The 22992-nt window shown below is 64.8% G+C and carries 18 protein-coding genes, 1 other RNA gene and 1 pseudogene; 9 read left to right on the top strand and 11 right to left on the bottom strand.

What is annotated here, in order from left to right; all coding sequences use genetic code 11:
• Positions 1-99 precede the first annotated feature (99 nt).
• The 3 genes from M0D43_RS12515 (at position 100) to M0D43_RS12505 (ending at position 4263) form a co-directional block, all read left to right on the top strand.
• Positions 100-1398, top strand: coding sequence for a histidine-type phosphatase (locus tag M0D43_RS12515; protein WP_252164876.1), 1299 nt, complete (start codon positions 100-102; stop codon positions 1396-1398).
• Positions 1399-1470: 72 nt separating this feature from the next.
• The gene (locus tag M0D43_RS12510) at positions 1471-2775 is read left to right on the top strand and encodes a jacalin-like lectin (RefSeq protein ID WP_252164875.1); all 1305 of its coding nucleotides are present in this window, start codon (positions 1471-1473) and stop codon (positions 2773-2775) included.
• A gap of 588 nt (positions 2776-3363) precedes the next feature.
• On the top strand, positions 3364-4263 hold the full coding sequence (locus M0D43_RS12505) for a DUF1932 domain-containing protein (RefSeq protein ID WP_252164874.1): 900 nt from the start codon (positions 3364-3366) through the stop codon (positions 4261-4263).
• A gap of 403 nt (positions 4264-4666) precedes the next feature.
• Here the strand turns inward: M0D43_RS12505 and M0D43_RS12500 are convergent, their stop codons facing one another.
• The 4 genes and pseudogenes from M0D43_RS12500 to M0D43_RS12485 form a co-directional block, all read right to left on the bottom strand.
• A complete protein-coding gene (locus tag M0D43_RS12500) occupies positions 4667-5401 on the bottom strand; it encodes a hypothetical protein (RefSeq protein ID WP_252164873.1) in 735 nt (244 codons plus the stop codon).
• Between the two features lie 444 nt (positions 5402-5845).
• Positions 5846-5919, bottom strand: a non-coding RNA gene (locus M0D43_RS12495) — sX9 sRNA.
• A gap of 235 nt (positions 5920-6154) precedes the next feature.
• The gene (locus tag M0D43_RS12490; protein ID WP_260807242.1) at positions 6155-8182 is read right to left on the bottom strand and encodes a hypothetical protein; all 2028 of its coding nucleotides are present in this window, start codon (positions 8180-8182) and stop codon (positions 6155-6157) included.
• Positions 8183-8488: 306 nt separating this feature from the next.
• Positions 8489-8770 (bottom strand): annotated as a pseudogene (locus M0D43_RS12485) (type VI secretion system contractile sheath small subunit); the annotation flags it as partial.
• Between the two features lie 313 nt (positions 8771-9083).
• Between M0D43_RS12485 and tagK the strand changes: the two are divergent.
• Entirely contained in the window at positions 9084-9734 is a 651-nt protein-coding gene (tagK, locus tag M0D43_RS12480; RefSeq protein ID WP_252164871.1) for a transcriptional regulator TagK, read from the top strand.
• 167 nt (positions 9735-9901) lie between these two features.
• Here tagK and M0D43_RS12475 read toward each other — a convergent pair whose 3' ends face one another.
• Positions 9902-10348, bottom strand: a complete 447-nt coding sequence (locus M0D43_RS12475) for a universal stress protein (RefSeq protein WP_101364930.1) — start codon at positions 10346-10348, stop codon at positions 9902-9904.
• A 263-nt stretch (positions 10349-10611) separates the two neighbouring features.
• A complete protein-coding gene (locus tag M0D43_RS12470; protein WP_252164870.1) occupies positions 10612-11193 on the bottom strand; it encodes a sugar O-acetyltransferase in 582 nt (193 codons plus the stop codon).
• A 422-nt stretch (positions 11194-11615) separates the two neighbouring features.
• Here M0D43_RS12470 and M0D43_RS12465 point away from each other — a divergent pair, with 422 nt between their 5' ends.
• Positions 11616-11873 (top strand): hypothetical protein, encoded by a 258-nt coding sequence (locus M0D43_RS12465; RefSeq protein ID WP_252165048.1) that lies wholly within the window; start codon positions 11616-11618, stop codon positions 11871-11873.
• Between the two features lie 166 nt (positions 11874-12039).
• Here the strand turns inward: M0D43_RS12465 and uvrD are convergent, their stop codons facing one another.
• Entirely contained in the window at positions 12040-14226 is a 2187-nt protein-coding gene (gene uvrD, locus M0D43_RS12460) for a DNA helicase II (protein ID WP_252164869.1), read from the bottom strand.
• A 391-nt stretch (positions 14227-14617) separates the two neighbouring features.
• On the bottom strand, positions 14618-16012 hold the full coding sequence (locus M0D43_RS12455; RefSeq protein WP_252164868.1) for an FAD/NAD(P)-binding protein: 1395 nt from the start codon (positions 16010-16012) through the stop codon (positions 14618-14620).
• Positions 16013-16179: 167 nt separating this feature from the next.
• Between M0D43_RS12455 and M0D43_RS12450 the strand changes: the two genes are divergently transcribed.
• Positions 16180-16575: a VOC family protein gene (locus M0D43_RS12450; protein WP_252164867.1), complete on the top strand. Its 396-nt coding sequence runs from the start codon at positions 16180-16182 to the stop codon at positions 16573-16575.
• Positions 16576-16585: 10 nt separating this feature from the next.
• Here the strand turns inward: M0D43_RS12450 and cls are convergent, their stop codons facing one another.
• Together cls and M0D43_RS12440 are read right to left on the bottom strand one after the other, a co-directional pair.
• Entirely contained in the window at positions 16586-18004 is a 1419-nt protein-coding gene (gene cls / locus M0D43_RS12445) for a cardiolipin synthase (RefSeq protein ID WP_252164866.1), read from the bottom strand.
• Between the two features lie 13 nt (positions 18005-18017).
• On the bottom strand, positions 18018-19322 hold the full coding sequence (locus M0D43_RS12440) for a LysR family transcriptional regulator (protein WP_252164865.1): 1305 nt from the start codon (positions 19320-19322) through the stop codon (positions 18018-18020).
• A 101-nt stretch (positions 19323-19423) separates the two neighbouring features.
• On the opposite strand from M0D43_RS12440, the gene M0D43_RS12435 reads away from it, so the two are divergent.
• The 3 genes from M0D43_RS12435 to M0D43_RS12425 all read left to right on the top strand — a co-directional run bounded on the left by M0D43_RS12435 (position 19424) and on the right by M0D43_RS12425 (position 22394).
• Positions 19424-20095, top strand: coding sequence for a 4-carboxy-4-hydroxy-2-oxoadipate aldolase/oxaloacetate decarboxylase (locus M0D43_RS12435; protein WP_252164864.1), 672 nt, complete (start codon positions 19424-19426; stop codon positions 20093-20095).
• Positions 20088-21143, top strand: coding sequence for a 4-oxalomesaconate tautomerase (locus M0D43_RS12430; protein WP_252164863.1), 1056 nt, complete (start codon positions 20088-20090; stop codon positions 21141-21143). Before M0D43_RS12435 ends, M0D43_RS12430 begins: the two co-directional genes overlap by 8 nt.
• Positions 21144-21371: 228 nt before the next feature.
• The gene (locus M0D43_RS12425; protein ID WP_252164862.1) at positions 21372-22394 is read left to right on the top strand and encodes an amidohydrolase family protein; all 1023 of its coding nucleotides are present in this window, start codon (positions 21372-21374) and stop codon (positions 22392-22394) included.
• A 418-nt stretch (positions 22395-22812) separates the two neighbouring features.
• Here M0D43_RS12425 and rpmG read toward each other — a convergent pair whose 3' ends face one another.
• Positions 22813-22980, bottom strand: coding sequence for a 50S ribosomal protein L33 (gene rpmG, locus M0D43_RS12420; protein ID WP_002809462.1), 168 nt, complete (start codon positions 22978-22980; stop codon positions 22813-22815).
• Between the last annotated feature and the right edge of the window lie 12 nt (positions 22981-22992).

The following is a 22992-nucleotide window of genomic DNA, read 5'->3' as shown; positions in this document are numbered from 1 at the left end:
GTCTGCATGCGCAGCTGGCGGTCGTCGCGCTCGCGCACGGCCGCCACCGCACCACTGCGCTGGTTTGGTCTCTTCGCTCCATTCGTCCTGGATCTGCCGATGCTTCTGCGTTTTTTTCGGCGCACTGCCGCCCTGTTCGGGCTTGCGCTCGTACCGCTCACCCCTGCCCATGCCACCGACGCGCCCGACACGCTGGAAAAAGTGGTGATCCTCAAGCGCCACGGCGTGCGTGCGGCGATGTCCAGCCCCGAACAGCTGAGCCAGTATTCGCTGCACGCATGGCCGCACTTCGGCGTGCCGGCCGGTCACCTCACCGCCAACGGCGCGCAGCTGGAGCGCTTGTTCGGCGACTATTACCGCGCACGCTACACCGCGCTTGGTGTGTTGAAAGGCGATGGCTGCAACCAGGCCTATTACTGGGCCAACCTTACCCAACGCACCATTGCCTCGGCGCAAGCGCTGGCCAGCACATTGACGCCCGGGTGCGCCAACCCGGTGCATCACGTGCCGACCGGCAGTTCCGATGTGTTGTTCGATGGCACCGCTGTGCTGCATCAACCCGAGGCACGTGCGCGTATGCAGGCGGCCATTGCAGGGCGCATCGGTGGCAATGCGCAGGCCTGGAACGCCACCCAGGCCGATGCGATCGAAACGCTCGAACAACTGCTGCTGCAATGCACGCAACGGCCGTGCCCCGCCCAGGCCGCGCCCGACAAGCGACGCCTGACCACGGTGCCGGCCGGGCTGGATGATGCTGGACCGTCGATCCCCGGTATCGATGGCCCTGCCGCAGCCGCCTCGGGTATCACCGAAAGCCTGCTGATGGGCTGGGCCGATGGACAGGACTTCGCCGCACTCGGTTGGCAAGGCCTGGACGAAGCCACGCTGCTGCGTGTGTTTGCCCCGCACCAGGCCGAATTCGCGCTGCGCTTGCGCGCGCCAACCGTCGCGCGCCTGGCCAGCACGCCGTTGGCCGCACGTCTGCTCGCCACGCTGCAGCAAGGCAGCCAAGCACACACCGCGACCGACGCCATCGGCGGTGATGCGCGCCTGGTGGTGGTGTCCGGCCACGACGGCACCCTGACCCTGCTGGCCGGCATGTTCGACCTGCACTGGCAATTGCCCGGCTACCAACCCGACCAGACCGTCCCCGGCGGCGCGCTGGTGTTCGAGCGCTGGCGACGTGCCGACGGCCAACGCGTCATCCGCCTGCGCTACACCGCGCAGAGCCTGACGCAGCTACGCGAACGACAAGCGTTGACGCTGCAAGCACCGCCGCCGAGCGCGGCCATCTTCATTGCCGGCTGCAGTACCGCCACGCCGGCCTACGACTGCCCGCTGCCGCAGTTCGCCCACATCGTCCAGGCCGCACTCGACCCGCTCGCCATGGACCACTGATCCCCCCAACACGCAAAGCGTTGGGCCCAATGCTCTGCGTCCTTTCGCTGTCCCCAACCGCACGAGGTCATCATGCTCCAGCATCTTCGTTCTCTGCTCAGCGTCGGAATCGGTTTGACGCTAGCTTGCGCCGGTGTCGCCCACGCGCAATCCAGCGTCGGCGTCCTCGAAGTGCTTACCTACAACGTCGCCGGCCTACCCGAAGGCATCTCCAGCAGCAACCCCGCCACCAACACGGCGCTGCTGGCACCGAAGCTGGCGCCGTATGCGCTGGTCCATGTGCAAGAGGACTTCAATTACCACGCGACGCTTTACGCCGGCGACACCCACCCTTACCGCACGCCCACCAGCGGCGGTGCTGCCATCGGCGATGGCCTCAACACGCTGAGCAACTATCCCTTCAACGACTTCACCCGGGTCAAATGGGACAAGTGCAACGGTACCGACTGCCTCACGCCGAAGGGCTTCAGCTACATGCAGGTGCGGCTGGACAACGGCGTGTTGCTGGACGTGTACAACGCCCATCCCAATGCCGGTACCGAAACCGCCGACCTGGCCGCACGACGCGCCAACATCACCCAGCTCTCGCAATTCATCCGTACTTGGTCGGCCGGCAACCCGTTGCTGGTGATGATGGACTCCAACACCCGCTACACCCGTAGCGAAGACAACATCCGCGAGCTCATCGCCAGCAACAACCTGATCGACCCGTGGCTGGAACTGATCAAGGGCAACGCCCCGGCCGCCGGCGCCGCACCGCTGCTATGCGGCACGCCGCCGACCAATACCTGCGAGGTCGTCGACAAGATCCTGTACCGCGCCGCGCCGCAGCTGACCCTGGCCGCCAACCGCTACCAGCTCGACCCGGGCAACTTCTACGACAGCGCCGGCAAGCCGCTGTCGGACCACTACCCGCTGTATACGCAGTTCGGTTGGGCGGTGGGTACCGACGTGCGCACCAGCGACAGCTTCGGCGGACCGCATGGCGTGCCGTTCAACGACGTGGCCGGCGGTGCGCATCAACGCCAATTGCGCAGCGTCACCCTGCGCGGTGCCGAGCGCCTGGATGCGGTGGCTGCCAGCCTGGACAGCGGCGCCACCCTGGCCCACGGTGGTAGCGGCGGCACCGCCACCACCCTGGCCTTGCGCAGCGGCGAAACGCTGACTTCGGCCACCGTGACGCTTGGCCAATACAACGGCCGCACCCGTCTGTTCTCGCTGAGCCTGGCCACCAACCAGGGCCGCAGCATCGCCGCCGGCACCCCGACCAACGAGCGCTACACCCTCACCGCGCCTACCGGCTGGCATATCGCCGGCTTCACCGGCCGCGCCGACGATGAAATCGACAAGCTTGGTGTGATCTATCGGAAGGATTGAAAGACCGGCTGCACGTTTTGCGCATAGCAGGACAGCACGGCATGGACAACGCCGTGCTGCCCTTGCCGCGCATGCGCGTGCCATGCAGCAGCAACCCGGGCCTGCTTGGCAGCGCCAGCTATCAACACGCTGGGCATGAGGTTCTCCTTCTACGCGAAGGAGACGTTGCGCGTTCGCATAGCGGGCATCCAGCCATGCAGCCGTGCCGATACGACGCACGACATAAGCAGCGCCCGACATCGGCTGGCGGCTTTGAAATGTTGACGCGCGCATCCGCATTCCGCTGTTCCGACGTGCCGCATTCGCCGCAGCGCGCATCCATTCGCGTCCCGGCCCATGGTCTGCGTGCGTGCATGCTGAAGTGGTCGCGGATGAGGACCTGCCTGCCCCTTCGCAACGGTTGCCGCCTGCTGCAGCGACGCAGGTGCGCAATCCCAACGACCTAGGCAGCGATGTCTTTGCTCGTGCAATGCATACGGCTAAGTCGTGTCAGCGCTGTGGCGATATAACGCCAGGCTGTCGCTAGCCTCGTAGAGAACTCCAATCGGGCACGTCGTTCCATCGAACCCCTCGCGCAGGACTGATCGCATGGCTACACCTAGCAGCTCCATCGCCTTCATCGGCTTCGGCGAAGCGGCCTGCGCCTTTCTCGAAGGCTGGGCAGTGGATGCTCCTGCGCGCATCACCGCTTACGACATCAAGACCGATCAGGCCGATACACGCCAGACCTTGCTCGACCGTTATCGACAGCACGGCGTCACCGGATGCGACACGGCCGCTGCGGCAGTTGCGCAGGCCGATGTTGTCTTCAGCCTGGTCACCGCCGACTGCGCGCACGCCGCAGCACGCACCGCGGCACCGTCATTGCGCGCCGGCACGCTGTGGTTTGATTGCAACTCCTGCGCACCTGACACCAAGAAGGCCGCTGCCACAGATATCGAAGCCGCCAACGCGCGCTACGTCGATGTCGCCGTGATGGCGCCTGTGCTACCCCAACGGCACCGCGTGCCCTTGCTGATCAGCGGCCCGCATATCGAAGCCGCACTCGGCGTTCTGCAATCGCTCGGCATGCGCCCGGAGCCAGCCGGCGACACCGTTGGACAGGCCTCGTCCATCAAGATGCTGCGCTCGGTGATGGTCAAGGGCATCGAGGCGCTCTGCGCCGAATGCCTGATCGCCGCACGCCGCGCCGGCGTCGAAGACCAGGTGATCGCTTCGCTCAATGCCTCCGCCACGCAGCGCGACTTCGGCATCCAGGCAAGCTACAACATGGAGCGCATGATGGTGCACGGCATTCGACGCGCTGCAGAAATGCGCGAAGTGGCCGTCACCGTCGCCGCGCTCGGGCTGCCTGCCGACATGGCAACGGCCACCGCCGCATGGCAAGACCGCATCGGCCAGCTCGGCCTGGACGCGGGCGACGATCATTTGATTCCGCGACTTGATCATCTCTCCGCGATGCTGCGGCGCTTGCCCTCCGCGGAGTGACTACGCTGCTGGCAAGCGTCACTCACTTCGGCAATAGCCCACTGGCTTGATAACGTTCGATCAACGTATCGAACAGCTTGATGTCGGATCGACCACGGCCAGCACCTGTGCACCACCGATTGCAGCAAAGAGCGCGCGCGCCTGCTGTTTGGCGTCCTTATCAGGTCAGAGTGAATCCCGCTGTAAATCACTCCGACCCTATTGTTTGGATAGATGGCTCTGACTCTTTTCTCCTGCACCGTTATCCATCGCGCGGCTGCCTGAGGTGACGGCGGCGGTGATCACCAATGAACGCAATGGCGATCAATGATTCCAGCATCATCTCGGTCACGCACAAACGACCATCGGCACGCCGCCGCACCCAGGCGCCTACGTGCGCACAGCAAGGCAAACCCTCTCAAGCTCAGCGCTTGGCCGCCTCGCAGAGTTTGCGATTGAACCAGGTGGACTTGGCGATGGGCAGGTACGCATCCCAGTCGCTGGGTGGGAGCATCGTGCTGTTCTTGTCCAGCTCCGCTTGGAACGAGTCCTCGTCGCGGCTGCGACCCGCCATGGTCCCGTCCAACGCCGCCAGGCACTCCTGCGGGCGGTTCAGGCGCAGCAGGGTGAGGGCGCGATCGTTGGCGAAACGGTCGCGATCGAGCCAGTCAAGAAACTCGCCGCACTCGCTCGCGAATGCCTGCATGCCGGCAAGCGCTTCGGTATAACGCTTGCCGCGATAGTCGCGCAAATACGCCTCACGTCGTCGGCTGCTGGCAGCAGAGGTGCAGCCGGCCGGCAACTGCAGATAGTCGCCTTCGAAACCGGCGCGCATGCCGCAGTAGTCACGGCAGCTGTCCTGGGTCAGTGCGGCGATGCTGAAGCCGCCCGCCACCGGCTTGAACGATAGATTGCAAGGCGCGTCGCCAGCGTCGCTCACTTGCGCCTTGTCGCCTTGCAGCGTGCCCGCCAACGAACAGGTGTGGCCGTTGGCGCCCACGGTGAGAATCTCGAAGCGGCGCGCCCCGCCCTTATCGCTGACCTGCAGGCTGCCCCAGCCTTGCTTGGTGCTGTATTCGCCGGGCGTTGGACCGGCCGCCACCGCGCCGAAGGCTGCAAGCCACACCAGTATTCCGCTCCATCCGTATCGCCGTGCCATCGCTTCGTCCTGTGTTCGACCAGGTAGCAAGTGTGCGGCATCGCGGAGATACCGGGGGAGTGCCGCGTTCGCGCCGCTGCTGACCGACGGTGCGTCCGGCTGTCTCAGCCCCGATGGGACTATTTCGCGTCGCGCTTCGCACACGACCGTATTGCGTTATCGCTGCCTACACGCACACGCGCCCAATCCAGGGGTTGCGGCGCTGCGCCGCTTGTGCGGTGCGCATGGGTCATGCTGTAGACCATCCACTCCAGCAATGCATGCGGCAAGATTCCTCAGCCTGCCCACCCGGCCATTCCTGCCGCAGTCTCAACACCAGCGCCACATGAAAGAGCTATCCGACGCCTCGCCATCCTCCTGCTTACCGGACACAGACGTCCCACCCGACAGACCTCCTTCACGTGTCAATCCACCGCACTTTTTCTTCTCCGAGTCCTCTTGAGCGGCTAACGAAGTAGCCAGCCGTCGTCAGGTGAGCGCAGACAGCGCGAAGGAGCCGCATTGCATGAGTGATTCCGAGCACCGGTCGCGCCCGTCCGGCGGCTGCGCAGGAGTTTTGTGGGCTGCACCTCGGTCGACGCGATGCTTGGACGTGCGTGACCACCCGGCAGCGCGCACGGCTGAGTGGGTGTCCAACTGATGTCGATAAAACACGCTGGCCCATTTTGCTGCTCGGCAAACATCGCCACCGCCCATCAGCGCAGCACCAACACCCACCACGTCGCAATGACGTGGTGGGTGCATGGATGCGAATCAGGCCTCCAGCAACAACGACGGTGCGGAAACAGCGTCTTCCTCGGCGATCAGGAAGGCCGCCCCAGCGCTGGTGGAGGCCACGTAGGCCAGCACGTCCATCGTCGTCTGATAAGCCCAGATGGCGAAGCTGGTAATGAGCTCTGCAGCCACCGTCGCGCCGGCGCTCGCCGCGCCGCCCAGCACCTTGGTGAGGATGGTGACCAGCGCCATCGACAGTCCCCACCACCCGGCCATACTCAGCACCAGCCGCAGCAACGGCATGAACACGCCGGCTTCGTAGACGGCCACCAGCACCGTCAACAACGCGCCGGCCGAGGCGGTCCGGTTGTTGCCGACCGTGGCAACCAGCCCGTTGATCGCACGCATGACGCTGGGATAGCCCTCTAGCAACCGGTAGACCCCCGGACCAAGCCTGTCGGCATTGCCAATCAACGGTCCCAACCCAATCGCCAGGAAGCACCCACCGGTCAGATCCCAGATCACTTTGACCAGCGCCAGGTTCAGATCCTCGGTGGACAGGTCATTGCCGACAAACGCCTTGAGATGGTTGTCCAGTCCCACCTGGGTGGGATTGAACAGGAAGCTGAAGCAGGTCGAAAAATCGGGGCTGTAGCTCCCACTGCCCACGATCGCGTTGTTGGCGTCCACTGCCACGAACGGAGCGCCGCCGGCGATGCCCAAGTTCAAGGCGCCATTGGATTGCAGCGACGGCACCAGGTTGGCGGCGTTCTGCGCATTGCCGCCGGCATGCAGGGTGCCGTCGGCACCCAGTTGCACGTAGCTGCCGTCGCTACAGCGCAACTGCACGATCGGCGAGCCGGTCGCGTTCGGAATCGACAGGGTGAAGGTCTCCGCCGCGGCGCTGGACCCGGCGCTGGCGAGGATCTGCTGGTTCGAGCCCACCTGCCAGAAACCGCCGGCCGCGGCGCTGAGTTTGATCTCGTCGCCAGTGGCGAAAAGCCCTGCCATCGACACGAAGTTCTGGTCGATCGCGAAGGCGGGTTCCGGGCGGGTCAGCGCGACCGCTTGTCCTTCACGCACCACGATGCTGGAGATCGCCGCCGACCCCCAGCTGTACACGGCGACGAAGGATTTGACGACATTTGGCCAGCTGTCGCCGAAGGTGGCGTTGTTGGCAGTGATGTTCAGTGCCTGGCCACTGATCAGACCGGCGACCTTTGCGGTCACATCGCTACGCCCGTAGCTGGCAGCGATGATGTTCAGTGCGGCCGGATCCACCGGCGGCGTATAGGCGGGCGTGGATGCCGTGTAGTCGATGGCGAGCGTGCCGCCCTCCTGGATGATGGTGGACTGCGGCGCGTAGTCGGCGTACTGGAATATCACGCACAGCGTTTTCGCGTTACCGGGCCAGCCATCGCCGAACACTCCGTTGGACGCCTGCAGGCTCACGTGGCGCTGCCTGACCTTCGCCTGGAGGATGCCGGTCACATCCTGAAGGCCCCAGAAGGCGCTGAGCACCTGCAGATGCGGACGATACTTCAAGGCGTACGGGCTTCCTTCCACCACGATGTCGATGAATGGCACTTGCCCTGTATAGCTGGCCACCACCACCAAGGTCTTGACGTTGTTCGGCCACGTATCGGTGAAGGTCGCATTGTTGGCGGTGATGTTGAGCGTCTGGTTGCTCTGGTCCACCAGGGCCTGAACCTTGGCAGTCACATCCGCCGGACCATAGCTCGCGCCCCATATCGTGAGGACGGGGCCGGTAGCGGCGATATCGCCCACCTGCGCGTCAGCCTGCGTGAACTCAGTCCCTCCGACACTCAGCGTCGCGCCCTCCTTGACTGCCATCGTGCGCGTTGTCCCATCGTCGTAGCGGTAGACCAGCGTCAGCACCTTGGCATGATTTGGCCAGGTGTCGCTGAAGGTCGCATTGTTCGCCACCACCGACAGCGTCTGCGGGGTGGCGTTGCGGTTGACGAGCGCCGCCACCTGCGCGGTGACGTCCTTCAACCCGTACGTGGCGGCTACGATGTTGAGAACGCCGCTATTGGAAATGCCCATGCTTTTCTTCCTGTGACGTGATGGTCGGGACCAACCGTATCGGACCCCGGCAACCGCACCCGGCAGAACGTCTCAGTCAGCCGTTGTGCGCGGCAGTGCGCTATTCAAGCAACGTCGACGAGCAGCGATATCACCTGCAATAACCACACATGCCTGGATCTCCAGCGATGCGTCGTTGTATCCCAGCAGTCCTGCATCGATGCTTCGCTGACAGACGCCCCGACACGGGATCAGGTCGGCTTGGAAAGTGAACCCGACATCCTTCTTCGGGTCGCGATTCCCTGCTCGCTTGTTTCGGTCCTGCACCACCGCCAGCTCGCCTTCGCCGGTAAGCGTGTTGGGCATCTTGAATCGCGCACGCGGGCGCATCGACTGCAGGCGGCTATCGACGTTGTCGACATCGATCTCCAATGCCTTGCGCTCACCCAGCGAGGGCAGCTCGCCGGCGTTGGCGCCGGACAGATCCGACATTACCCCCATCACGAACGGAATCTGCACCTTGTTCTGCGCGCCGTAGACCTCTACGTCGTCTTCGATCTGCACGCGTGGCGCCCGATTGCGGACGATGCACTTCTGACTGCTGGCCATGCCTGAGCTCCGATTGAGCTTGTCCGTTGCGCCACCGCGCGGTGCACGTGTGCTGCCTGATGGCTTGGATGTCGCCGGCCCGGCGTGGTGCCTGCAGCCTGAGCGCGACGCCGGTGCTGCGGGCTACCCCGCAAACGCCGCGCACCACGCGGACCGAAGCGGCAGGCCGTGCGATGACGCTTTCTCAGCGCTGCGGCGTGGATAGACATGCGCCTGTGGGCTCACCCGACAAATCGTCTCAATCGCCTCGGTCGTGTGGACGCATACGCGGATGCGTGATCGAGCGCCAACTTTGTGGAAGAGGCGTGATGGGTTGGCGCCGCTTTTCTCGGTTGACCAAGGGACAGGCCCCGGGGAGTGGGCCGCAGGCAGCACCCGCATGAGCAACACCAGTTACTACAGCGCCATCGTCCCGCAAGCGGCCTCGGCCATAAAGGCGCATGCACCGCTGATGATCGACCTGCTGGCCTACATCGAGCAGCACATCGGTGAGGCGGAGCTGGGCACCGAGTCGTTGCAGCAGGCATTCGCATTGTCGCGCGCATCGCTATACCGCTTATTTCAGTCGCGCGGCGGCGTGGCCAGCTATATCCGCGAACAGCGGCTAAGCATGGCACACCGCTATCTGCAGGCCTACCCGGACTGCAGTCTGACCTGGTTGCTGTACGAACTGGGTTTTGCGTCCGAGCGGCAGTTTCAACGTGCATTTCAGCAGCGCTTCGGTATGCCGCCGATGCAGTGGCGTCGCCAGTGCCGCGCCGCGCCGCATGCGCCCACACCACGACGTGGTCACTACGTACCGATGTGGCGCTTCATGCGCGAACTGAACCAGAACACCCAACGCGCGGAGGCTCCGGTGCGCGCCGGGATGTTGCCGCTGCACAGCGCTCCGCTCGTGCATACCGAAGCGCTGCGCCAGCCGCCGCGTGCACGCGCGATTGAGCTGGAGTATGCGGATCGTTAGTCACTGGGTTTTACGCCCGACGCTAGCGCGCGGCGATTGGCGCGCAATGTCTGCACCGCGTCGTTGTAGGTGCAGGGTCGTGATGAGCGCGCGTCCTAAGACAGACGCTGCGCCGTAGCGCTCAACCAACAGCGCGCAATGATGTCGCGGCGGTGCGGTGCCGCGAATCAGCGAATCACCAGCACCGGAATCGAGCTATGGGTCAGCACTTCCACTGTCTGGCTGCCGAGCAGCATGCGCTGCATGCCGCGTCGGCCGTGCGATGTCATGATGATGAGATCGCTCTTGCACTCCTTGGCGGCCTGCACGATGCCCTCGGCGGCGAAGCGATCCAGCACATGCCGTGACGTGGCCTTGATGTTGGCGGCGGCGGCCAGTTCCAGTGCCGGACGCAGGATCTTCTCGGCGGCCGCTTCGCGCTCGGTGCGGTATTCCGGGCTTGCCTCGTAGCCGACACTCCAGCCCATTGCGTCGTACATGCCCATCGCCCATGGCTCGGACACGGTGACGATATCCACCTTCGCGCCGGTGGCCTTGGCCAGTTCCAGGCCTTGAAACAAGCCGCGATGCGACAGCTCGGATGCATCGATGGCAATCAGGATTCGTTTGTACATGATGACCTCCCACATAGACCGACGGCCTCGCCGGCGAGTTGAGATTGACAGCACTCAGCAACGCAGACCTTGATACAACTCAATCTTGCACGTGACGGACTGTCGCGATTGAAGCGGCTCATCTGGTTTGGCGAGCGACCCATCACCCTGGTGCCGGTAACGCGTTCAAAACTGCACTGTTCGCGCGGGAGCTGCATCGCGCACCGGCCGCGTCCGTCTGACAGCTGCACGCCCGTTTTCGTAGCTGCTCCTGTTCGTCGCTTTCAATCGGTGGGCACATCATCGGCAGCGTGCCGGGGTGCGCGCACGCGCGCCGGGTTGCCCACTGCGGTCGCTCCGGCCGGCACATCGCGCGTAACGACCGCACCAGCACCGATCACCGCATCGTCGCCGATGCTGACGCCTGGCAGGATGATCGCCCCACCACCAATCCACACATTGCGCCCAACGCGGATCGGCCGACCAAACTCCAGCCCGCTGGCACGTCCGGCGGCATCGCGCGGATGATCGGCAGCATAGAACTGCACCGCAGGGCCCACCTGCGTGCCATCGCCGATGTCTACCTGACAGATATCCAGAATCACGCAATTGAAGTTGAGGAACACGCCCGCGCCCAGACGGATGTTGTAGCCATAATCGCAATGAAACGGCGGCCGGATCACCGCACCCGCCCCCACCTCGGCGAGCCGCTCGACCAGCAATGCATGCCGCTGCGCGGATGGCTGCGCGCCGGTCGCGTTGTAGCGTGTCATCCACTCCGCAGCCGCCGCCTGATCGGCCTGCAGTTGCGCATCGGTAGCGTTGTAGAGTTCGCCTGCCAGCATTTTCTGTTTTTCTGTCTGCATGCGGTCGTGCCCATTTGCAATGAAGTTGTGCGAGGGTGGCATGAATGGAGTACCGCGCGCATCGAGCGATGCACCAATGGCCCCGATTGCCGGCTCAAAGCGGCTTACAGATCGTCACGATCGGGCGATGCGTTGAAGCGACTGGCGCGCTCAGCACCGACGTGGAAACGGCCAATGCGGATTTCGAGCATCGGCCGCAGCCGCGTGGCTGCTGTGTCGCCCTTGCATTGCTTGCCGCATGCGTTGCAATGCCGCTATGCGCGCATCGATACTCCTGACCGTGCCTTTCCAGCACGACCACATTCAAGGATGACGTCATGACACGATTTGTAGCCGCCTGCGTTGCGTTGCTGCTGTGGGCATGCTTCAGCACACCTGCTCACGCAACTTCCTCACTTTCGTTCGAAGGCGGCGGATACTCGATGACCTTCGAAGTCGGCAGCGACCGTCGTCCCGTCATCGCCAGCATTCATTTCTACGCGCCCGGCGACAGCAAGGGCGTGTCATTGTGGGGCAATTTCCAGGTCAAGACGTTCGATACCAAGCGCAGAATCCTCCGCCTGATTTACGCAGGAGAGGACAAGCGCGTGCCGGCCTTTACCCTGGTCGTGCTCGCAAACAAGTCGACACTTACCGTGAACGGCAAGCAGATCAACTCAACCTTCAGTTGGGAAATGTAGGCGCGGGACGGCAGCAATACAGGTGGCCTATCTGCCGCAGCAGTCGCGCAGTCCGCTCGACGCGGGACATCACCAGTGCTCGGCTCCTTCCGCCGCACGCACGTTGCAATCGCGTGCCGTCTTCGCCTCCTGAGGTCAATGCAATCGCAGGCGAATGAACCCCTGACTACACCACGGTCAGATTCGCGTAGGCCATCACCAGCCACTTGGCGCCCACTTCGTCGAACTGTACCTGCACGCGGGCGTGCGCCCCGGCGCCTTCGTAATCGACCACCACGCCGCCGCCGAAGGTGGGGTGTTCGACGTTGGCGCCGAGCTTGATTGGTGCCGCTTCCACCACGCCATGCACCGGCCCGCCACGTGCCGCGCCCAGCGAGGCAGTACGCGAGACCTGTACCTTCGGGCGCACTTCGTGCAACAGGTCGCGCGGGATTTCGCGCAAAAAGCGCGAGGGTACGTTGTAGTTGTCCTGACCGTGGATGCGGCGCGATTCGGCGTAGCACAGCACCAGCTTCTGCCGCGCGCGGGTGATGCCCACGTATGCCAGGCGACGCTCTTCTTCCAGCCGCCCGCTTTCTTCCAACGAGCGCGCGCTCGGGAACAAGCCATCTTCCAGACCGACCAGGAACACGATCGGAAATTCCAGGCCCTTGGCCGAATGCAGCGTCATCAACTGCACGCCTTCTTCGCCGGCCTGCGCCTGGCCTTCGCCGGCTTCCAGCGAGGCATAGGCCAGGAAGGCGACCAGCTCGGTCATGCCTTGGCTGTCTTCGTCGTCGGGGCGCGTGAAGCGCGAGGCGACCGACACCAGTTCGTCCAGGTTCTCGGTACGCGATTCCGAATCCAGCCCGCCGCGGCTTTCCTTGGCCCAATGCTCGCGCAGACCCGAGCGCATCAGCACGTGGTCGATGCGTTCGGCCAGTTCCATCTCGCCGGTTTCGGCATGCAGCTGGCCGATCAGGCTGAGGAAGGTGGCCAGGGCGTTGCGTGCGCGTGCGGCCAGCGTGTTCTGCTGCGTGCACAGCATCGCCGCTTCCCACAACGACAGCGCACTGGCGCGTGCCAACCGGCGCACCTCGTCCAGCGTGCGGTCGCCGATGCCGCGCGTGGGCGTGTTGACCGCGCGTTCGAACGCAGCGTCGTCGCTGCGGTTGGTGAGCAGGCGCAGGTACGCCAACGCGTCCTTGATTTCGGCGCGTTCGAAGAAGCGCATGCCGCCATACACGCGGTACGGCAACTGCTCGGAAATCAGCGCTTCTTCCAGCGCGCGCGATTGCGCGTTGCTGCGGTAGAGCACCGCCACTTCGCCATAGCTGCCGCCGTCGCGCACCCACTGCCGTGCACGCTCGACCACGTAGCGCGCTTCGTCCACTTCGTTGTAGGCCGCATACAGATCGATCGGGTCGCCATCGCCCGAGTCGGTCCACAGCTGCTTGCCGATGCGGTCCGGGTTGTGCGCGATCACCGCATTTGCCGCGCCCAGGATATTGGCGCTGGAGCGGTAGTTCTGCTCCAGCCGCACGGTCTGCGCGCCGGGGAAATCCTTCAAAAATCGCTGTACGTTTTCGACCTTGGCACCGCGCCAGCCATAGATGGCCTGGTCGTCGTCGCCGACCACGAACACGTTGCCCGATTCGCCGGCCAGCACGCGCACGAAGGCGTACTGGATGGCGTTTGTGTCCTGGAACTCGTCCACCAGAATTTCGCGGAAACGCGAGCGGTAGTGCGCCAGCAAGGCCGGAGTATCGCGCAGCAGTTCGTGCGCGCGCAGCAGCAGCTCGGCGAAATCCAGCAGCCCGGAGCGGTCGCAGCGTTCCTGATAGGCCGCGTAGACCTGCCGGCGTACCTCGGTCCAATCGTCGTTGGGCTCGGGCTGGATGTGCTGCGGACGCCGGCCTTCGTCCTTCTGCTCGTTGATCCACCAGCTCATCTGCTTGGGCGGATACTTGCTCTCGTCCAGCTCCAGCGCCTGCACCACGCGCTTGACCAGCCGCAGCTGGTCGTCGCTGTCCATGACCTGGAAGCCTTCCGGCAACCGCGCATCCTGCCAATGCAGACGCAACAGGCGATGGGCGAGCCCATGGAAAGTGCCGATCCACATTCCGCGGCTGCCATTGCGCAGCTGCAGGTCGGTGCGGTGGCGCATCTCGCCGGCGGCCTTGTTGGTGAAGGTCACCGCGAAGATGCCGTGGTTGGGCACGCCCTGGACTTCGTTGAGCCAGGCGATGCGATGGATCAGCACGCGCGTCTTGCCGGAGCCGGCACCGGCCAGCACGAGGTAATGCCCCGGCGGCGCGGAAACGGCCTCGCGCTGGGCGGGGTTTAAATGATCGAGCAAATGAGAGACATCCACCGGCGCATTTTACCGGTTGTGGCGTCGCTGCGGCTGAGATTGCGATGAAGCGGTTGGGATTGCTGCCCCCATCCGCCCTGCGGGCACCTTCCCCCGCAGGCGGGGGAAGGCAGGATAATGGTTGCTCTGCCGCCTGCAAGAAAAGCCAGGACGCTGATTGTTTTCCCGCCTGCAAGAGCGCAGGCGGATGCTCGCCGTGGCAGAGCCCCTCTCCCGCCTGCGGGAGAGGGGTTGGGGTGAGGGCACGAGGCGCAGCCACGACGCATTGCGGGTCACCCGAGGCTTCGCTTGCACCCTCATCGGGCGCTATGCGTCGCCTTCGCCCCTGGAAGAGACCAATATCGCGGCCGGAGAAGGCAGCCAAGCTGCTTTTCCGGTCACCGCGCGCCTATCAGCGCTCCAGCTGCAGCAACACGTCCCTCGCGATCGCCGCTGCCTGCTCACGCAACTCCGGCACCGCCAGGCTCTCCCACAACGAGCCGATGCGCAGGCTGCCGATGACCCGCATCCTGGGATCGGCGCGACCATCGGCATCGATCAAGCTGCCATCGGCGGCGGTATCCACCCCGATCCCATGCGGCCCGGCCACCGCAATGCCCTGGCCCAGCAGTTGCTGCAGCAGCGGGTTGCGCATCGCCTGCACGCGCATTTCCACACCGGTGGCGTTGACGAGCGTCTGCACATCCAGCTGCAACGCATGGCCGGCACGGGCGGCCCCGGCGCTCACGCGTAAGCAAGCGCCCATCTCGAAGGCCACATCCAGCCGCGCGCGATGCACATGCAGCTGCCCGCGCGCCTGCATCGCTTGCAGCTGCGCATGCACCGGTGCGGCGATGCGATGCCGATGCACGTCCCAATAGCGCACCACATGCCGCAGGAAACGGCGCTGATCGGCACCCGACAGGGTCTGCCACAGCGCCTGGCTCAACGGCCGGATGCGCTCCATCACGCTCTGCCACGGCAGGCCCTGCGCGGCGGCGGTGCGCGCGTGTTGGCGCAGTGTGCGCATGCGCGCGCGTAGCGGCATTGCCAGTAGTGGTTGCGGATCGAATGCCGCCACGCCGCCGCGTGCCTGCGGCAAGGGCAGCAGCCCATGCCGCGACACCACATGCACGGCCGCACGATGCGACTGCGCCGCCAGCGTCACCACCGTATCGGCCATGCTCAACCCAGAGCCGACGATGCAGATCGCCGCGTCTGGCGGCAAGGCCGCAACAGCCTCGCTATCCCAAGCTTCAACACGCTGCGCGCGCGACAACCCGGTTGCACCGCGCAACGGCAGCGGTCGTAACGCATTGCCCACTGCCAGCACCACTGTGGTGGCCTGCAGCACCTGCCCATCGTCCAGCTGCAGCAGCGCACTGCCGGCAGCGGGTTGCAGGGTCTGCACGCGAGCGGAATGAACGCGCAGCGTTGCCGGGCTGCGCGCACGCGCCGCCTGCAAGCGCTCGCGCAAATACGGCGCGTAATGCCGGCGCCCCACGAACCGCTGCAGCAGCTGCGCATCGTCCAGTTCGGGGCAACAGGCGTTCGCGCGCAGGTAATCGACAAAGTCGTGGGGCAGCTCCGGCAGCGCACTCATCCGCGCAGCCGGCACATTAAGCAGGTGTTCGGCACGCGTCGTGGAATACGCCACGCCTTCGCCAAGCACCGCATGCGGCTCGATGATGACGATCTGCAATGGCGCCACAGCCTGACGCAGCAGCTGCAGCGCAACCAGCACACCGGACGCGCCACCACCGACGATGGCGATCACTGCATCGCCTGGATCACGCTGTTCATTCATGGCGGCATTGTAGGCGATGCATCGCACCACCCACCGCCGTTCGTTACAGGACTGACATGCCGCTGCGGCGCAGGCGCGGCGTGTGTCACCGCGTCCCACACGGCCGGCACCCCAAGCGCTTACGATTGGCCGCTCAGCATCGGCGTGCGCCCTGGGAGGCCTGCAACATGTCCATCGCGTTGGTCCGGCTCATCCTCTACGTGCACGATGTCGCGGCGGTCAAGGCGTTCTACCAAACGTCCTTCGCGCTCTCCGTTATCGAGGAGATCGCCGACGAGTGGGTGGTGCTGGCAGCCGGCGGCATCGAACTGGCACTGCACCGGGTGGGCGAAGCCTACCGACAGCAGCCGTCGGCGCGTGCACCCAGTAGCGTAGCGAATGCGACAAACACCGCCACCAAGCTGGTATTCGCCATCACCACCGACCTGCCCGCGCATCGGCAGCGACTGCAGCACGCAGGCGTACACGTGGGCGAACTCAAACGCTATGCCGGGTTTGCGTACCAGATGTACGACGGCCGCGACCCGGAGGGCAACGTCTTCCAGGTCATGCGCCTGGACTGATGCAAGCGCCTTACATCAACGCATCGGCCAACCGCGCAATGCCCTCGCGGCTGCGACGCCAGGCCGGACGCCGGCGCCACTGTTCCAGCTCCAGCTGGCGTGCATTGGCCAGATAGTCCTGTTCGATCGCGCGCAGCCGCTGCACCACGCCGGTGTCGTAGCAGAGCATGCCGATCTCGGCGTTGAGCGCAAACGAGCGGATGTCCAGATTGATCGAGCCGACCAGCGCGATGTCCTCATCCATGCTCAGGTGCTTGGCATGCAAAAAGTGCGGGCGATACAGCGCAATCTTTACCCCACAACGCAGCAGCTCTTCGAAATAGGCTTCCTGCGCCCACGCGGCCAGGCGCTGGTTGTTGCTCTCCGACAAAATCAACTGCACATCCACGCCCGAGACGCCGGCAATGCGCAACGCGCTCAGCAAGGCCTCGTCGGGCACAAAATACGGCGTCACCAGCACCACCTTGCGCCGCGCCAGATGGATCATCGCATTGATCGCATCGCGTGCATTTTCGAACGGATATGCCGGTCCACTGGGCAGCAATTGCGTGGCGATATTGGCCTCGCACACCGGCGCGTCCGGCCAGACATCCAGACGCTCGCCGGTTTCGGTGAACCAATCGCTGGCAAATACGGCTTCCAGATGATTGACCACCGGGCCGCGTACGCGCGCCACCAATTCGCGATTGGGCACGCCATCGATGAAGCCGGCCTCGGCCAGATTCTGCGAACCGACAAACGCCACACGGTTGTCGAGCACCGCAATCTTGCGATGGTTGCGCAGATCCATGCGACCGCTGCGACGCCAGCGCAGGCCGCCCGGCAATACCGCCAGCACCTGCACGCCGCCGTCCTGCAGGCGCTTGCGGTAGCGGCGCAGGCCGCGTTTGGCGCCCACCGCATCCAGCAGCACGCGGCAGCGCACGCCACGCGCACTGGCGCGTTCCAGCGCCGCCACCACGGCCTCACCCACCGCATCGTCGAACATCAGGTAATACAGCAGGTGCACGCGTTTGTCGGCGGCGTCGATCGCCGCGATCAGGGCCTGCAACGACTGCGCATAGTCGTCGAGCAATTCCACCGCGTTTCCCAGCGTCGGCATGAAATCACCTTCGCGCTCGATCAGTGGCACCACTTCGGCACTGCTGGTGTCTGCCTGCGGGGTCCAGCGCAAGGCGTGCAACGGCAGTTGCTGCTCGCGAATCACCTGCGAGGCAGTGGCTTGCCGCTCCACCCGCAGCCGCGACAACCACGGATGGCCGAACAGCAAGTACAGCGGCAGGCCGACCACTGGCACAAAGCCGATCAGCAATAGCCAGCTACGCGCCGCACCAGGCGTGGTGCGGGCGGGAATCCATAGCAGCGCGACCAGGCGGATCGTCCAGTCCAGCGCCAGCAGCCAAGTGCCTGTCACCCAATCGGGCAGCATCAGTAATCCGTTTTCATCGGGAACCCGATTCTGACTTGGCCGCGCGCAAACGCAACGACGTCGGTGCCGGCGTGCAATAGCGAAACGGCCCGCCCTGCGCATCGGCCGGCTGCACGCGGTCGGCGCAGACCTCTCGCAACGTCTGCACGAACGCCGACTGCGCGCGGGTGGGATACCAATCGCTGCGTGTGGTCATGCCGATTTGCCTGCGCAGCTGCGGCCCGGCGCTGCCGATCTCGTCGAGCAGTCCAGCGAGCCGCTCGAACAAAAACTGATCGCGCGACATCAAGGTGAGCCAGTCGTCTTCCAGCAGCAAGCCACGCACGGTCAACTCGGCGCCGCATTCGATCCGCAGCGGCGGCGGCTCCAGCTGGTGGTCGCGGAACAGTTGTTCCCAGCGCGCGCGCACCGGGGTGCCGGTAGCAGCGATCACCCAGGGGTAATCGAGCAATTGCGCAAACGCATAGGCCTGCCCGGCCAAGGGATGGCCGCTGCGCGCCACGATCACCGGTTCGTCGTCGAACAGCGGCTCCTGCAGCACGCCGCGCACCGGTAACGGGTCGCGCAGCGCACCGATCAACAGATCCAGCCCGCCGTCGCGCAGATGCGCCAGCAACTCGTCATACGGGCCCTCCACCACCTGAACGCTGGCGCCAGGATGCGCACGCGCAAACCGCGCCAATACCTGCGGCAACAGGATCGCGCGCGCCAGCGGCATCACCCCCAGGGTGAGGCGGCCGGCGTGCTGCGAGCGCAAGATGGCGACATCGTCCAGCCCGGCGCGCAACTCAGCCAGCGCCAGCCGCACCTGCCGCAACAGCCGCACCGCCACCGGTGTGGGCTGCATGGTCTTGCCGCGGCGCACCGTCAGCGGCACTTCGATCACATCGGCCAGCGATTGCACCGCGCGGTAGATCGCCGGCTGCGAGACACCGGCGCGCACCGCTGCCAGCGAATAACTGCCCGCCACATCCACCGCGACCAAGGCCTGCAACTGGCCCAGCGACACGCGCCGTTCCAGGCCAGGGCGCACCGGCAGCCGCAGCGCACGCCGGGCTATCCCGATGCCCCGGCCCAAATGCGCCAGCACCCGCTCGATACGCGGCACCAGCAGCCGGGTGGCCTCGGTGGCCAGCATGCCGCCCGGGTGCCGGTCGAACAGGCGCACCCCCAGCTGCTGCTCCAGACGCGCCACTGCCTGGGTCAACGCCGGCTGCGACAGGTTCACCTGCGGCGCAGCCGCGCTGATGCTTCCGGCCTGATGCACCACGGCCAGCGCATAGAGGTGACGCAGATTGGGGGCGGGAGTCGGCTGCATGCTCTAACTATAAGCAAAACCAATATGCATACCTCAAATGAATCTTGAGCCAGCTGGCTCTGCCCGGCCAGACTCAGCGCACCCTTAACGAGGATGGATGGATGAGCCAGGTCGTTACCCGGATCGAGCGCACGCCGTTGGCCATCGTCGACGGGTTGGCGCAGGCCGGCGTGGCGACCGTGCACGAAGCGCAGGGACGCAGTGGCCTGCTGCACCATCGGCTACGCCCCATCTACGCCGGCTGCCGCATCGCCGGCACCGCGGTCACCGTGTCGGTTCCGCCTGGCGACAACTGGATGATGCATGTGGCCATCGAGCAACTGCACGCCGGCGATGTGCTGGTGGTCGCACCGACCAGCGACTGTTGCGATGGCTACTTCGGCGATCTGCTCGCCACCTCGGCGCAAGCGCGCGGTTGCCGTGGGTTGATCATCGATGCTGGCGTACGCGACGTGCGCGATCTCACCGCCATGCAGTTCCCGGCCTGGAGCCGCGCCATCTGCGCGCAGGGCACCATCAAGGAGACGCTTGGCTCGGTCAACGTGCCGCTGGTGTGCGCCGGGCAACTGATCCAGCCCGGCGATGTGGTGGTGGCCGACGACGATGGCGTTTGCGTGGTGCCGCGCGCCACCGCCGCCGATGTGCTGAGCGAAGCGCAGGCGCGCGAGGCACGTGAGCTCATCAAGCGCGAGCGTCTGGCAAACGGCGAACTGGGCCTGGACATCTATGCAATGCGCGAACGCCTGGCTGCCAAAGGCCTTCGCTATGTCTGAGCGCGTGCGCGCGATGTGGATGCGCGGCGGTACCTCCAAGGGCGGCTTTTTCCTGGCCGAGGATCTGCCCGCCGACACCGCCGCGCGCGATGCGTTCCTGCTGCGCGCTTACGGCTCGCCAGATCTGCGCCAGATCGACGGCATGGGTGGCGCCGACCCGCTGACCTCCAAAGTCGCCGTGGTGTCGCGCTCCACGCGTGCCGATGCCGATGTGGACTATCTGTTCCTGCAGGTCGCAGTGGAACAGGCGCAGGTCAGCGATGCCCAGAACTGCGGCAACATGCTGGCCGGCGTGGCCCCGTTCGCGCTGGAGCGCGGCCTGCTGCCCACGCGCAACGGCCAGACCGAGGTGCGCATCTTCATGCGCAACACCGGCACCCTGGCCACCGCCACCGTGCAAACACCCGATGGCCAGGTGCGGTATGACGGCGACGCCCGGATCGATGGTGTGCCCGGCACGGCCGCGCCGATCGCGCTGGCATTTGCCGATATCGCCGGCTCCTCGTGCGGGGCACTGCTGCCCAGCGGGCACGCGGTGGACACGCTCGACGGCCTGCAGGTCACCCTGATCGACAATGGCATGCCGTGCGTGGTGCTGCGCGCCAGCGATGTCGGCATCAGCGGTTACGAAGACCGCGCCACGCTCGATGCCAATGCTGCGCTCAAGGCGCGCCTGGAAACGCTGCGTCTGCTCGCCGGCCCGTTGATGCAACTGGGCGATGTGCGCGAGGCCACGGTGCCGAAGATGATGCTGGTCGCTGCACCGCGCGCCGGTGGTGCGATCAGCGTGCGCTCGTTCATCCCGCACCGCTGCCATGCCTCCATCGGCGTACTGGGCGCAGTCACCGTCGCCACCGCCTGCCTGTTATCCGGCTCGCCCACACATGCGCTGGCGCGTTTGCCCGGTGGGCGCACCCAGCAGCTGGATGTCGAACATCCCAGCGGTGCCAGTGGCTGCGTGATCGATCTCGATGCACAGGGCGCCGTGATGCGTGCCGCAGTGGTGCGCACGGCACGCAAATTGTTCGATGGTGAACTGTATGGCTGAATACTCCGATGCATCGCTGACCTGCAGCGACCGCTACCAACGCGTCCCCTCTCTGCGTGTGCCACACCATACGGCCGTCGAAACGCAGTGCACGGCGACCCATGCACGTCTGCACACGGGAACCACGACATACGTCGGGACCTGCAGGTTCCGTGTACCCGACCGATCCACGGTGCGCATCGGCAGCCGCCTGTTCGCCACTTCCGCTGCAATCCACAGACCCACGCCATGATCATCGACTGCCACGGCCACTACACCACCGCGCCCGCCGCGCACGATGCGTTCCGCAAGGCGCAGATCGCGCATTACGACGATGCGCACGCGCCTGCGCCGGTGTATCCGCACATCTCCGACGACGCGCTGCGCGAAAGCATCGAGCTGCATCAATTGCGCCTGCTCCGCGAGCGTGGCGCAGACATGACCATTTTTTCGCCACGTGCCAGCACCATGGCGCATCACATCGGCGATGAAACGGTGAGCCAGGTGTGGACGCGGCACTGCAACGATCTGATCGCACGCGTGGTGCAGCTGTATCCGCAGACCTTTATCGGCGTGTGTCAGCTGCCGCAGTCGCCCGGCGTTTCGATCAGGCACTCGATCGCCGAACTGGAACGCTGCGTCAACGACCTCGGATTCGTCGGCTGCAACCTCAATCCCGACCCATCCGGTGGACACTGGAATGGCGCCCCGCTAACCGACCGCGCCTGGTACCCTTTTTTCGAAAAGATGGTCGAACTCGATGTCCCGGCAATGGTGCATGTGTCGGGCAGCTGCAACGCCAATTTCCATGCTACCGGCGCGCATTATCTCAATGCCGACACCACTGCCTTCATGCAATTTCTTGAAGGCGATTTGTTCGCTGATTTTCCGGACCTGCGCTTCATCATTCCGCACGGCGGCGGCGCGGTGCCGTATCACTGGGGCCGTTTCCGGGGCCTGGCCGAGATGCTGAGCAAACCTGCGCTGTCCACGCACGTGATGCGCAATGTGTTCTTCGACACCTGCGTGTATCACCAACCCGGTATCGACCTGCTGTTCGAGGTGATCGACATCGACAACATCCTGTTCGGCTCGGAGATGGTCGGCGCAGTGCGCGGCATCGACCCGCAGACGGGCCACCACTTCGACGACACCAAACGCTACATCGATGCGTTGACGATTTCCGATGCAGACAAGCGCAAGGTGTTCGAAGGCAATGCGCGGCGGGTGTATCCGAGGTTAGACGCACAACTGCGGGCGCGTGGGCTGTGATGGCAGTTCCTTCTCCCGCCGGGACATTGTCCCGCTTCATCGGGGAGAAGGCGACGCGCAGCGCCGGATGATGGTGCGCTTCAGGCGCCTGCCAGTGCCTGGAGTGACAAACGCGCCGCCACGCGCCTTCAGAACTGACACTGCGAGTGCTTCGCCCCGTACCCTCACCCCAACCCTGCATCCGCTCCAAGACACGCGCACCTTCGGTGCGCAAGCGGTGCCTTCTCGCTCCAAGGCAGAGAGGCGTTGTCACACACCTTTATCTCCCTCGACCTAGCTGACTGACTTGGCCGGGATGGCGTGATGCTATTGGCAAGAGCACCGCCATCAGCCACCAACACGGCATCCCAGCCCCTAAAACGCAAACACCCGCCTTTCGGCGGGTGTTTGCTTGAAAGCAGATCCAGCGATCAATCGATCATTTGATCTTGCCTTCCTTGTACATCACGTGCTTACGCACGACCGGGTCGTATTTCATCATTTCCATCTTCCCCGGAGTGTTTTTCTTGTTCTTATCCGTGGTGTAGAAGTGGCCGGTAGCGGCCGAGGAAATCATACGAATCTTGTCACGCTTGCCTTTTGCCATGACTGCTTACTC

Origin of the sequence: Xanthomonas prunicola, from assembly GCF_025266575.1 — a bacterium.
GTDB classification, from domain to species: Bacteria; Pseudomonadota; Gammaproteobacteria; order Xanthomonadales; family Xanthomonadaceae; genus Xanthomonas; species Xanthomonas prunicola.
The sequence above is the reverse complement of the archived record's forward strand: the minus strand, read 5'-3'. Positions and strand labels throughout refer to the sequence as shown.